Source organism: Arthrobacter sp. UYP6, from assembly GCF_040547315.1.
In the GTDB taxonomy this organism is placed as follows: Bacteria; Actinomycetota; Actinomycetes; order Actinomycetales; family Micrococcaceae; genus Arthrobacter_B.
In genome coordinates, this window is sequence record NZ_JBEPPM010000002.1 from 210,519 (window position 1) to 223,751 (window position 13,233).

The 13,233-nt window shown below is 65.6% G+C and carries 7 protein-coding genes and 1 tRNA gene; all 8 read left to right on the top strand.

Features of this window, described 5'->3' with window-relative positions; genetic code table 11:
• Positions 1–185: 185 nt before the first annotated feature.
• The 8 genes from ABIB35_RS02765 to ABIB35_RS02800 all read left to right on the top strand — a co-directional run bounded on the left by ABIB35_RS02765 (position 186) and on the right by ABIB35_RS02800 (position 13,204).
• Positions 186–257 (top strand) — tRNA-Gln (locus ABIB35_RS02765).
• Positions 248–1,861: a bifunctional UDP-N-acetylglucosamine diphosphorylase/glucosamine-1-phosphate N-acetyltransferase GlmU gene (gene glmU / locus ABIB35_RS02770; protein WP_354178679.1), complete on the top strand. Its 1,614-nt coding sequence runs from the start codon at positions 248–250 to the stop codon at positions 1,859–1,861. Before ABIB35_RS02765 ends, glmU begins: the two co-directional genes overlap by 10 nt.
• On the top strand, positions 1,861–2,844 hold the full coding sequence (locus ABIB35_RS02775) for a ribose-phosphate diphosphokinase (RefSeq protein WP_354178681.1): 984 nt from the start codon (positions 1,861–1,863) through the stop codon (positions 2,842–2,844). The genes glmU and ABIB35_RS02775 overlap by 1 nt, the downstream gene beginning before the upstream one ends.
• Positions 2,845–3,167: 323 nt before the next feature.
• Complete coding sequence (locus tag ABIB35_RS02780; RefSeq protein ID WP_354178682.1) at positions 3,168–3,776, top strand: 50S ribosomal protein L25/general stress protein Ctc; 609 nt, start codon at positions 3,168–3,170, stop codon at positions 3,774–3,776.
• Between the two features lie 66 nt (positions 3,777–3,842).
• Complete coding sequence (pth, locus tag ABIB35_RS02785) at positions 3,843–4,427, top strand: aminoacyl-tRNA hydrolase (protein ID WP_354178684.1); 585 nt, start codon at positions 3,843–3,845, stop codon at positions 4,425–4,427.
• 464 nt (positions 4,428–4,891) lie between these two features.
• Entirely contained in the window at positions 4,892–7,522 is a 2,631-nt protein-coding gene (locus ABIB35_RS02790) for an AAA family ATPase (protein ID WP_502915711.1), read from the top strand.
• 28 nt (positions 7,523–7,550) lie between these two features.
• Positions 7,551–10,244, top strand: coding sequence for a LuxR C-terminal-related transcriptional regulator (locus tag ABIB35_RS02795; RefSeq protein WP_354178688.1), 2,694 nt, complete (start codon positions 7,551–7,553; stop codon positions 10,242–10,244).
• 317 nt (positions 10,245–10,561) lie between these two features.
• Entirely contained in the window at positions 10,562–13,204 is a 2,643-nt protein-coding gene (locus tag ABIB35_RS02800; RefSeq protein WP_354178690.1) for an AAA family ATPase, read from the top strand.
• Positions 13,205–13,233: the final 29 nt, after the last annotated feature.

Here is a 13,233-nt window from a genome sequence, read left to right on the forward strand (position 1 = left end):
TCCGGAACTACCCGAAGTTTTCCGGAAGCAATTCCGGAAGTATTTCCGGACGCAAATCCGGCAGCCGTTCGGCTCCGGGACCCGGCGCCGGGTTCCGGAAATGACACTCCCGCGGGGCCCAACTCGCGCGGGCATCGGCCGGCATGGCAAACTAAACTCTTGTGTGCGGGGCAACCTGCACATTTTCCGCCCTGGTGTAATGGCAGCACCCCGGCCTTTGGAGCCGTGGAGTATAGGTTCGAATCCTATGGGCGGAACAGCAGGATCAGCGGGGCCGGACCCGGTGTCCCGCCTCTTCAACCAGCGGCCGTACCACCACCAGGAGCGCTTCTTCGTGACCACCCAGGATGCTGAATCCACCGAAAGCCCCGCAAGCGGCGGACCCGCGGCTGTTATTGTCCTTGCTGCCGGAGCCGGCACCCGGATGAAGTCCCGGACACCGAAAATCCTGCACCCCGTGGGCGGAACTTCGATGGTGGGACACGCCCTGGCCGCCGCCCAGGCACTGGCACCGCGTGCCTTGGCCGTGGTGGTCCGGCATGAGCGGGACCGTGTGGCGGACCACGTGGCCGCCGCCGCTCCGGAGGCCGTGATCGTGGACCAGGATGAGATTCCCGGGACCGGCCGCGCCGTTCAGGTGGCCCTTGAGTCCCTGGACACCTTCGCGCATCTGGAAGGCACCGTGGTGGTCACCTACGGTGACGTGCCGCTGCTGGAAGCGGACACCCTCCGCGAACTCGTGGCCGTGCACCAGATCGACGGCAACGCCGTCACCGTGCTCACCGCACGTCTTGCGGACCCCACCGGCTACGGCCGGATCCTGCGCGCCGAAGACGGCACCGTGACCGCCATTGTGGAGCACAAAGACGCCGACGACGCACAGCGGGCCATCACCGAAATCAACTCCGGCATCTACGCCTTCGACGCCGCAGTTCTCCGCACCGCGCTGGCGGAGGTCACCTCGGACAACTCGCAGGGCGAGATGTACCTCACGGATGTGCTCGGCCTGGCCCGGGCCCGCGGCGGCCGCGTTGCCGCCGTCGTCACCGATGACTTCTGGCAGGTGGAGGGCGCCAATGACCGCGTTCAGCTGGCCGCCCTGAACGCCGAACACAACCGCCGTAACCTCATCCGCTGGATGCGCGCCGGCGTCACCATCGTGGACCCCGCCACCACCTGGATCGACTCCGGCGTCACGCTCGCCGAAGACGTCACCATCCTGCCCGGCACCCAGCTGCACGGCACCACCACGGTGGCGCGCGACGCCGTCGTCGGCCCGGACTCCACCCTCACCAATGTGGTGGTGGGGGAGGGCGCCAAGGTGGTCCGCACCCACGGCTCAGACGCGCACCTGGGCGCCGGGGCCGACGTCGGCCCCTTTGCCTACCTGCGCCCGGGCACCGTTCTGGGCGCCAAGGGCAAAATCGGCACCTTCGTGGAGACCAAGAACGCGAACATTGGCGCCGGCTCCAAGGTTCCGCACCTTTCCTATGTGGGGGACGCCACCATTGGCGAGCAGTCCAACATCGGTGCGGCGTCCGTTTTCGTGAACTACGACGGCGTGAATAAGCACCACACGACCATCGGATCGCACGTCCGGATGGGCAGTGACAACATGTATGTGGCCCCCGTTACAGTGGGCGACGGCGCGTACAGTGGAGCTGGAACAGTGGTCCGCAAGGATGTCCCGGCCGGCTCCCTGGCCATCAACGTAGCGCCTCAGCGCAACCTCGACGGCTGGGTGCTGACCAATCGTCCAGGCACGTCTGCAGCCGACGCTGCGGCGGCGGCCTCCGCTGCGGCACCCGATTCAACCTCTTCCTCAGATACTGATTCCCCCACGCGAGAAAGCGATCATTAATGAGCAGCGAGATCACCGCCCAAGGTGAAAAAAAGCTTGTCCTTGCCACCGGCCGGGCCCACCCGGAGCTGGCCGAGGAAATTGCACGCTGTCTCGACACGGACCTGCTTCCGCTGGCCGCCTACGACTTCGCCAACGGTGAGATCTATGTGCGTCCCGGAGAAAGCGTCCGCGGCACCGATGCGTTTGTGATTCAGGCCCACCCGGCCCCGATGAACAACTGGCTGATGGAGCAGCTGATCACCGTTGACGCACTGAAGCGGGCCTCCGCCAAGCGCATCACCGTGGTCTCTCCCTTCTACCCGTACGCCCGCCAGGACAAAAAGGGCCGCGGCCGCGAGCCCATTTCGGCCCGCCTGATCGCTGATCTGTACAAGACCGCCGGCGCGGACCGCATCATGAGTGTTGATCTGCACACCTCGCAGATTCAGGGCTTCTTTGACGGCCCCGTGGACCACCTGATGGCCATCCCCCTGCTGGCCGACTACATCCGCACCCGCGTGGACGTTTCCAACGTCACCGTGGTGTCCCCGGACACCGGCCGCGTCCGCGTAGCTGAGCAGTGGGCCGAGCGCCTCGGCGGCTCTCCGCTGGCGTTTGTGCACAAGAGCCGCGACCTGACCGTTCCCAACCAGGCTGTGTCCAAGCAGGTTGTCGGCCAGGTGCAGGGACGTACCTGCGTGCTCATTGACGACATGATCGACACCGGCGGAACCATCGCCGGAGCCGTGCGCGTCCTGATGGAAGCCGGTGCCAAGGACGTCATTATTGCAGCCACGCACGCCGTGCTCTCCGAGCCGGCGGCCCGCACCCTTGCCGAGTCCGGTGCCCGCGAGGTAGTGGTCACCAACACGCTGCCGATCCCCGCAGCCAAGCGCTTCGATCAGCTCACGGTGCTCTCCATCGCACCGCTGATTGCCCGCGCCATCAAGGAAGTCTTTGAAGACGGCTCCGTCACCAGCCTCTTTGACGGCAAGGCCTAGTCTTAGCCGTTCCTGCTTCGGCACGCACAACTGAATTGCCGCAACATCCGCGCTGCCCGTTCAGCCTGCGCTCCTCCGGAGCCCGGTTCGGACGGGCAGCGTGCTGCTGGTAGGATGGTCTGCGATGCCTAGGCGAGGGAGAGCCCGAGGGTTGCATGCGAACTGCATGGTGACCGCTTCGGGAAGTACTCCGTTATCGACGGTGGCTGGCAACTTCTGACCGCATGTGCCTGATCTACGGATCTGATGCAGGATGCGGCGATGTTCCCATACCGGCGCCTTCGTCCCGGCAACCATGGAACATCCAATATCAGGAGTTTGAAATGTCTGAGCAGAAGCTCGCAGCAACCGTCCGCACCGAATTCGGCAAGGGCGCAGCCCGCAAGGCACGCGTTGCCAACCTCATCCCGGCAGTCATCTACGGCCACGGCGCCGATGTCATGCACATCCTGCTGCCCGCCAAGGCAACCACGCTGGCAGTCCGCACGGCTAACGCCCTGCTGGAAATCGACGTCGACGGCGAGTCCCACCTGGCCCTGGCCAAGGACATCCAGCGCGACCCGATCAAGCAGATCATCGAGCACATCGACCTGCTGACCGTCCGCAAGGGCGAAAAGGTTGAGGTTGAAGTCAACGTCCACGTTGACGGCGAACTGGCACCGGGCTCCGACGTCTTCAACCAGGAAGCCAACACGGTTCTGGTTTCCGCCGACGCCACCAACCTGCCGGAAACCATTGTGGTCAGCATCGAAGGCCGCACGGCCGGCGAGCACATCTACGCCAAGGACCTGGACCTGCCGGCCGGCGTTGAGCTGCTGCTGGATCCCGAGACCATGATCATCAACATCTCCGAAGCCACGGTCCAGGACCTGGGCGCACCGTCGGATGAGCAGATTGCCGTTGCAGCTGCCGAAGTTGACGCAGAGGTCTAATTCATCTCCGGGGCCTGCTCCCCGCAGCGGAGCCGTCCGGTTCTTGTCGAAGGAGCAGTACCTGCAGTGAACAGCAACACCTGGCTTGTAGTCGGGCTCGGGAACCCCGGGCCCGACTACAGCCGCAACCGGCACAATATTGGCCAGATGGTCCTGGACGACCTGGCCTCCCGCATGGGCGGAAACTTCAAGTCCCACAAATCCCGCGCCTCCATCCTTGAGGGGCGCCTGGGCATTGGCGGGCCGCGCGTCATCCTGGCGAAGCCCCTGACCTATATGAACCTCTCCGGTGGCCCCGTATCCGCGCTGGCCAAATTCTTCGATATTCCGGCCGACCATGTTGTGGCCGTGCACGATGAGATCGACATCCCCTTCAACACCATCAAACTCAAATCCGGCGGCGGTGAAGGCGGCCACAACGGCCTCCGGGACATGAGCCGTGCCCTGGGCACCAAGGACTATTACCGGGTCCGCGTCGGAGTGGGGCGCCCTCCCGGGCGCATGGACACCGCTGATTACGTCCTCAAGAATTTCCCCCCGGTGGAAGCCAAAGAACTGCCCTTCCTCATTGGAGATGCGGCGGACGCCGTGGAACTGCTGCTGACCGATGGCCTCACTGCGGCGCAGCAGAAATTCCACTCCGTCGCCTGATCCGCCTCCGGGGTTAGCCCGGCGGCTGCGCCACACCGCTGTACCGGGCCGTGCCCCTGCACGTTTTCCTGTCCCGGCCGACATGGGGCAGGTAGTCCGCCCGTGAAAACGGGTACGGCTCCCGTCACGGCAAATAGCCGAAGACCCATTGTTGGGCACATACCCCATGCCTAGAATTGAGGCATGCCTTCGGGCATCGCAAGCTGGGGCCGGCGTTGGGAGGCCTCCGAGACTGGGCCACCCCCATCCCGGCGTCGGTCCCTTTATCCACCACCCGGGCGCTCGGCTTCCTTTCGTGCCGAACGCCCGGGTTCATGCATTTGTATCTTCTGGACGAAACACCACATCGGGCGTACGCTCACTCCAGTGACCGGCGTTCGCTTCGCTGCAACTGAGCCGCCGGGTTACCGGCGAGCGGTGCGGGGAACAATTGCTTGTGGATGCCGCGGGGGGCGTGGACCAGAATGTTCGTTTTTGATACCACAGTAGGGCCCGGCCGGCTGGTCGGGAGAGACGAAGCCATGTCCGAATTGGCCGGTGTGCTGGAATCGGACCGTGGCGGCGCCGTAGCGGTTGGCCCCTTGGGGATTGGCAAGACAGCGTTGGTTCGGGCAGCCGCTGCTAACCCTGCTTTCCACGTGGTCGGCATCCGCGGAAGCCGGGTGTCCGGCCAGACTCCTTTCGGTGCCCTGGCCTGGCTCATTTCCGGGCTGCCTGACGACATGGTGTCCCGGCCCGCCCAGCTGCTGCAGGAGTTGGAGACTTTACTGCGCGAACGTGCCGGCGGAAAGCGGCTTCTGCTGCTGCTAGACGGAGCCGAGCACCTGGATGACCTGACGGCCATGGTGATCTCCCAGCTGGTGCGGCGTTCAGCGGTCAAGGTCCTGGCCACGGCGGAAAACCTGCTCGGATCGGCCCCAGAGCTCCTGTCCCTCTGGACTGACGGCCTGCTTCACCGGATAGACCTTGCTCCGTTAACACTGGAGCACACCCGTGAGCTGATGGAAAGCATCCTCGCGGGCCGGGTCTCCTTGATCGCAGCGCAGGCCCTGCAGCACCACTCCGGCGGGAATCCGCACCTGGCCACGCTGCTGACCCGGGATCAGGCACGGGGAGGCACCCTCGTTCAGCGGAACGGTGTGTGGGTGCTCGCCAACCGGATCGCGTTCTCCGGGCAGGTTGCCGAAGTCATAACGGTGCGGCTGCAACAGCTGGCGCCCGCTGAGCGCTCCCTGGTCCAGCTCCTGGCCCTGGCCGATGAACTTCCCCTGGCAACCGTCCTGCAGCTGATTCCGGCTGAGACCGTGGACAGGTTGGAGGAGGAACGCATGGCGGAAGTCACCAAAACCGGAACAATCCGTCTGACCGCCCACACTTCGTCGACGGCGATCGCCGGAAGTGTGCCCCCGGGGCGAAGCCGGGAACTCTGGGAGGAAGTGTCTTCCATCCTGGACCCGGAGCTTCTTGGACCAGCAGCCGTTGCCGGGTTTGCCCGCTGGACCCTGGCCTGCAACGGCGGCCTGGATCCGGAAACGGCGGGGCGGGCAGCTGTACTTGCTGTTGACTCCGGGGATCCGGGGCTGGCCCTGCAATATATTCGCTCCGTTCCCGCGGATCGGCGGAACCAGGCAATGGTGCTGACGGAGGTGGTGGCGCTCATGAACTCCGGGGATTACCGCGGCGCACTGGATGTGCTGGAGACCCTGAACGCAGCTGCGTACCCAGAAGATCCTGACGTCTGGGCAGAGCTTATGCGACGCAAGATCGTTTTACTGAGGGCGCTACCCGGACACGGGGATCCGTTCGAGGTACTGGAGGAAGCGTATGCCGTCTTTTCTCCGGGCGAACCGGAGCCCGTCCGCCGGAAACGGGAAGCCGCGGTGATGCTGGTGCACAGCGCCCTGGCCCTTGATTCAGGCCGTCTGGGGGATGTGCCCAAAGGACTGGCAGCCGGTGTCTCGGATTCCCTTCTTCCGCCTGCCCTGCGGGTTCAGGCAACGGCGCTGCAGGCACAATTTTTGGCCCTCTCCGGCAGGGGGCACGAGGTGATGGAGCTGCTGGACTCCGTTTCGGAAAGGCTCAACGACGATCTGCCTTCCGGTATCTGGGAGACCGTCAACCCGCGGTTCTTCCAGGCACTGGTTGCTAGTGGGGAATATGTCCGCGCTCTTGAACTGCTGGACCGCTCTTTGTGCGGCGTCAGTCGTGACACCTTCCGCGGGAGCTCCGGCGAAGTGGTGACCGGAATGGTCCACGCCCTGGCCGGACGGGCGGATCAGGCACGTGTTGTGCTGGCTTCCTCCATTGGCCAGTTGCAAATGACCGATCCCACCGACCTTTTGCCTCTGGCCCAGACGCTGGCTGCCTATGTTCACTTGCTCCTGGATAACCCCGCCCACGCCAAGCAGGAGGTTTCGGAGGTTGCCGCATTTCGGTATGTGGCGGGGGCCCAGCGGCAGCTCCTGATCGATCTGCTGCAGGTGCAGGCGGATTTGGCGGGAGAGCCTCAGCAACTCTGCAGCGAGCTGCGGTCCATGGCCCGCCGCCGCCTTGAGCAGGGAATGCTCGCGCCCGCCCTTGACTGTCTGGCGGCAGCAGTACGCCATGGGGATTCCGCTGCGGCAGCCGAACTGGCACTTGCCGCCGCTCAAGCCGACGGCAGGTGGGCCAGGGGTCTTTACTGCTTAGGTGCAGGGCTGGACCAGGAGGACCCCGCTCTGCTGGTGGAATCAGCTCAAGCGGCCAGCCTCGTGGGAAACGCACTGATGGCCAACACCGCTGCCGGCGCAGCGCTCCCGCTTCTTGCAAGCCGGCGGGACGCTGAGAGCCGGGAGCTGGCCCGCAACGCCCGGAAGATTGAACACCTCAGCTTTCGCGAACTGCGGGACGCGAACACCGTTCAGGCGCTGATGGACAATCTGTCCCCTTTCGAAGCAGACTTGGCCCGGCGTGCTGCGGGCCACGCAACCCGGGCGGAAATCAGCGACGCGCTTCACCTGTCACCCCGCACAATTGACTGGCACCTGGGTAAGATCTTCGACAAGCTGCATGTGGCGGGTCGCTCGGAGCTCGGCGAGGTTCTGGTGCAGGGCTGAACGGGAACGGAAAGGCAGGGGGAGGCTGGTGAAACAGGGGTTCACCGCGCAGCCGCTGGTGGGCCGGCAGGCAGTTCTCGATGCTGTCCTGGTCAGCGTCCTCCGGCCGGGCGGGCATGGTGCAGTGCTTGTGGCCGACGCCGGTATGGGCAAGAGCGCGTTTGCCGGTGTCATTGCGGAGACCGTTCATGGCCGGATGCCCGTGCACCGCATTCACACAAGTTCCGCCCTGTCCCGTGTGCCGTTCGGAGCGCTGGCACCGCTGGTCTCCAATCTGGAGCCACGCGACACCGGCTCCCCGCTGGCAATGATGCGGGCGCTGCTGAAGCGGTTGTTCCCCGACAATGGACCGGGTTCTTCCGTGGCACCTCTGCTGATTGTTGATGACGCAGATGCTCTGGACGAGGCCAGCGCTGACCTGCTTGTCCAGCTGCTGGCCTCCGCCCGGATCCGTCTCCTGCTTCTGGCCCGCCGGATCGCCGATATACCGGCCGGAGTCTCCAGCCTGGTCTGGGAGGGGGTGCTTTCCCGGCACGAGCTTTCACCGCTGACCGAGGAGCAGGTGCACGAACTCTGCGTTCAGGTGCTGAGCGGACCGGTGCTGACCAGCACGAGCACGGATGTGGCCCGGGTCAGCGGCGGGAACCCGATGCTGGTCCTGGCGCTGCTCTCCGAAACCGTCCGTGCGGGGAGCCTCGTGTTCCGGCACGGGGTCTGGCTGCTGCATGAGCAGATGCTCCCGCCGGAGGGGAGGCTGGGGGATCTTCTCAGGGCACAGCTCTCGGGACTATCGAAAGAAGAACGCGACGCCCTGGAGATCATCGCCCTGGCAGAGCCGCTGCCCGCCGCCGCGGCTTTCGAGCTTGGCCTGCACCGCGCCGTTGATTCGCTGACCGAGGCCAAGCTGGTGGTCATCTCGACGGACACGGGCAGGCTTCTGCGGCTGATGCACCCCCTATATGGTGACGTGGTTCGCCAACTTGTTCCCGCTGCCCGCAGTGCCCGCCTGCGCCGGCGACTGCTGACCGTGTCCGACCCGATCCGAGAGACCGGGGACAACCTGCTGAGATGGGTGTCCTGGTCCCTGGACTGCGGCGCAGACATGTCCGGCTCCGATCTGCTTGCGGCGGCCTACCGGGCCAACAACATCTTTGACAGTCCAACCGCGCTGCGGCTGGCCACTGCCGTCAGGGAGCCCCGGTACGCCATGGCCGCCCGGGTACAGGCGGCCCGTGCCCGATATCAGGAGGGGAACCTTGAGGCGGCACGTGAACTGATTAACGGTGTCACCGATGCTGCCGAAGATCTCACCACACTCAAGATGGCCGTGCTCATCCGGGTGGAGCTGAACCGCAGGCGCGAGGGCGGGCACGGCGGTATCCCTCTGATTGCCGCCGACTGGCTGGCAGGGGTTGACCGGATTGCACACGACGCGGGCGACGGCGCCGATGGCGAGCTGGTGGCGGACATTGTGTCCTCTCGGCGGGGCGGGCGCCTGTTGGCACTCACCGGTATGGTCAGTGATGGCAATTTCGGTCCGGCTGAGGAGGAGCTCAACGGGATCCGCGCAGATGCTCTGGAGGCCGGCGACGATGAAGCCACCCTCATTGCCGAGACCCTGCTCGCCGAAATCATGGTGGAAACCGGGCGCGCCCAGACCGCCTACAGCTTCTCGATGGATGCCCTCCTGCTCCTGGACCGCGGCGGGCACCGCTTCATGTCCTATTACCAGTTCGTCCTGCACCGCCACTTAATTGTGCTCCTGTGGCTGGGGGAGTGGGAGGAGATCCAATCAACGGTGCAGCGGCGCGTCTCAGGACTGATGGGCATGCTTGTCCACATGGGCGGCTCCGTGGACTTCGCCGTCGCAGTGATGCACCTTCGGAAGAATGACAGCGCCGCCGCTTTGGCACATCTCACCGCTTCCATCGAGGGGCTGCGCACCAGCGACTCTGAGGGAACCCTTACCCTGGCCCTGGCGCTGGGTGCCTTGATTGCTGCGGCGGAAGGGCAGCCGTCCCTGGCCGAAGAGCTGCTGGCCGACGCCGGAACCCTGGCCCCCCGGGGGCCGGCAACTTACCGCTTGCTGGCACGAGGGTACAGTGCCGCCGCCCGGTCGGCGATCTCGATGGAGCGGGAGGCACCGAGAATCCTTCGGGAGCTGGCCAGCGAAGCGGAGCACGCCGGCTTTGTGACGGTGGAACTTGAGCTGAGGTTTTTGTCGGTCTCGCTGGGTGACCTGGACGGACTCGGCCGGCTGCGCAAGATAACCGAAGAGTTCGAAGGTCCGCAGGGCCCAATACTGAGCCGTTTCTCCCGGGCGGTCCTTGATGAGGATGCCGACGAGCTGCTTCGGCTTGGATCGGCCCCGGGCGAACCCGGATGGGAGCGTCTGGCCGCACAGTGTGCCGGCGAAGCGCACCGGCTGGCCAAGGCCAGCGGAGACCGGGCGCTGCTTCAGCGCGTCCAGCGGGTGCTCAGCAAGCGCAGCGGCTTGCCAGCGGTGCAGAATTCACAAGCCGCTGCTCCCCTGCTGACCCGCCGGGAGCGTGACGTGGCTGCGCTCGTGATGCAGGGGCACCGGAATGCCGAAATCGCCGAGCGCCTCTTCCTGTCGGTGCGGACAATCGAAGGACACATCTATCGGACCTTCGAAAAGCTGGGCATTAGCAAGCGGGAGGAGCTGAAGAAAGAGCTTCTTACCGGGGACAGTTCGGGCTGACCAGTACAGCACCGGGCGGTAACGGGGAGAGTAGATCCACGCACTCGGGATCAGCCATTCGGGTATCCAATACGCGTGTGCGTTCCTGCGCCCGGGCCTAGCATCGGGAAATGATTCCTGGTGGCTGATTCGCGTCGGGAACATGAGAAGTTTCGGGAAAAGTCGGCTGTGAACCGCCAGCCGTGTCACGCGCTCCATTATTGAGGTCCCCGATGAGCACGCTCCAGCAACCATGCCCGCCCCGTGACCCCCTGGCCGCAGAGGGGCCTGCGGAGACCCTGCCGCCCTCATGGGGACCCTGGGCTGCAGGCCCATCCGTGCCGCCACAGCCGCTTGATGCCCGGGATGCGGCGCGCACGGCGGTCCTCGCTGCCCTTGACGGTTCCGGAGCCGTTATCCTGGGCTCGGCCGGTATCGGTAAAACCACGCTGGCCCGGGAGGCCGTGGATCTCTGCAGCCATGGGTTTCCGGTGCTCCTTCGCGGCAGCACCCTCTCAGCGCGGACGCCGTACGGAGCCCTGGCCTGGCTGCTCAGTGATTTGCCGCCGGAGGAGCTCGCCAACCCGGTGCGGGTCCGGCGGGCACTTGAATCCCTGCTTGTTCGGCAGGCCGCCGGCCGGCGGATCATCCTGGTCATCGACAACGCCGAGGAGATAGATGATCTCGGGGCCCTCGTCACCGCGGATCTGTGCCGGCGCGGGACCGTGGCGCTGGTGCTGGTCTGCGGTGACCTGATCCGGTGCCATCGCGATTATGTTCGGCTGTGGACGGACGGCGCGCTGAAGCGAGTGGATCTGGCGCCTCTGGACCTGCGGCATACGGCGGAGCTGCTTGCTGCCGCGGCCGGAGGGCCGCTAACCAGCATGGCCCAGCAAGTGCTGTGGCTGCAGAGCCGGGGAAACCCACTTCTGGCTTCGCTCCTGTGCAGGGACCTCATAGCGGCGAAATCTCTGACGAGGCAAAGCGGGTTCTGGACCTGGGCGGGTCCGCTGGTGCATTCCGGCGAGCTGCCGGAGCGGGTGGAAACGGTGCTGCGCCGTTTCACTCCCGGGGAGCGGCATGCCGTGGAGATCCTGGCGCTCTGCCGCGAGTTGCCGTTGGAGGTTGTCCTGGAGCTGGTTCCGGCCCACACGATGGATGCCTTGGAAGAGGCCTCGCTGGTAACCATCAGCGGCGGGCGGGGCCAACCTGTCCGCCTTGCCTGGATTCTTCAGCCTGCCACCATTGCAGCCAGGATTCCCTTTGGCCGCAGCCGTGATCTCTGGGCAGAAGTGACACGGGTGGTCAACGTGCACGGCCTGACCGGTGCCGCCGGCGCCGGCCTGGCGGCCTGGTCACTCTCCGTGGGGATTGCCCTGGAGCCGGAGATGGCGCTGGCAGCGGCACGCTGGTCAAATGAGACCGGCGACACCGTCGAGGCGGTGCGGTATTCGCGCGCCGGTGCCGGACCGCGGCCGCTGTCCGTGGTGTTGGAAGAAGCTGCTGCGCTGCGGGCCGAAGGCAGGCACGCACAAGCGCACCGGATCCTCGTCGCTGCGGAGAAGGGAAGCGGGGTTTCGGCGGAGCTGTGGATCGAGTTCCTGGTGGCCCGCGCCCTCGCCTCCGCCCGGACCTGCGGCAGTGCGGATGACCCGTGGCCTTTGCTGGTGCAGGCCGGGCAGCTGCTGCCCGAGGACTCCGGTGTATGCCCCGGACCCGGCCTGCGGATATCACTGGCCCGCGCCGAGGTATTGTCAGTGGAAGGCAGGCTCAGGCGGGTGCCAGCGTCTCTTGCAGATGATTTCCAGGATCCCGCCGCTCCGCCGGCCGCACGGCTGTGGGCGGGGATTCGCCTGGCGCAACAGCATGCGGGCGCCGGTCGGTTTGCCGAGACGACGGAGCTTGTGTCGCAGATCAGGACGCGACTGGAAACGGGAATCCGCACGGATGTGCGCACCCGGGAACTGCTCTTTCACCATCTTTTTTTCCTGCTGCTCCGTTGCGGTGAACTGGGCGAAGCGCTGGCGCTGACCGAATCCGCTTCTGTGCCGGGCAACAGATCGGGGCTTCGCACGTCCACCGGAACCGAGCTTCCCACCGGATTGGTGCATGCCTATGCCGGCCGCGGAGGTGCGGCACTGGATTTCCTGATTCCGGCGATAGCACAGCTGCAGGCCCATGACCCGGACAAAATGTTGCCGCTGGCATCTGCGGTTGCTGCCTACTCCCGCAGGTTAACGCGGCAGACGGGCACAGCTGCTGAAGTGGAGCTCTCCCCGGAACCGCAATCCCGGACCGATCCCCCGAGCGCTGCCGCGGTTCGGTACTTCCGGATTCTGTCCGGACCAACGGGTCCGGCCGGAGAACCCAGCGCCAGGGCGGAGGCGCTCCATGCACACGCCGTACGGGCGCTGGCTGAGGAGAATGTCCCGGATGCGCTCCTGAGTCACGCCGCTGCCGCACTGCTTGGTCATCAAAGCGCAGTTGCGGACCTTGCCGCCGCCGCTTCACGCGCAAACGGAACCCTTGCCTCAGGGTTCCAGAAACTGGCTGTTGGGCTGATGAACAAGGACGTTTCAGTGCTGATCGAAGCCGGCGAGGCCGCCTTGAGACAGCAAAACACCCGGCTCGCGCACCAAGTATCCTTAGCGGCCGGGGTGCTCGCCGCCGAGGGCGGGAGCCGCACCATGCTCCGGCGTGTACGGCAGTTGGAGTATGAGTCCTTCCGTGACCTCTCGCCAGTCAACAGCGTTCATCACGGGCTTGCCCAGCTGGAGGACTTTGAGCGGGAATTGGCGCTGAGAGCCGCTACCGGTGAAACCAGTGCGGTCCTTGGCCGGCGGTTTCACCTGTCAGCGCGGACGGTGGACTGGCATCTGGGGAGGGTTTTTGCGCGTTTGCACGTCTCCGGACGAAGCGATTTGCAGTCAGCCCTCCTAGTGCCGGACGAGCACACCGGTACACGGGGCGGCGGCACGTAGCGGCGCCGGACGAGCCGCTGCCGACAGGA

Excerpts from the sequence above, each read along its gene's own strand:
- glmU (WP_354178679.1), top strand. The coding sequence starts at position 248 with ATGGGCGGAACAGCAGGATCAGCGGGGCCGGACCCGGTGTCCCGCCTC.
- ABIB35_RS02775 (WP_354178681.1), top strand. The coding sequence starts at position 1,861 with ATGAGCAGCGAGATCACCGCCCAAGGTGAAAAAAAGCTTGTCCTTGCC.
- ABIB35_RS02780 (WP_354178682.1), top strand. The coding sequence starts at position 3,168 with ATGTCTGAGCAGAAGCTCGCAGCAACCGTCCGCACCGAATTCGGCAAG.
- ABIB35_RS02790 (WP_502915711.1), top strand. The coding sequence starts at position 4,892 with ATGTTCGTTTTTGATACCACAGTAGGGCCCGGCCGGCTGGTCGGGAGA.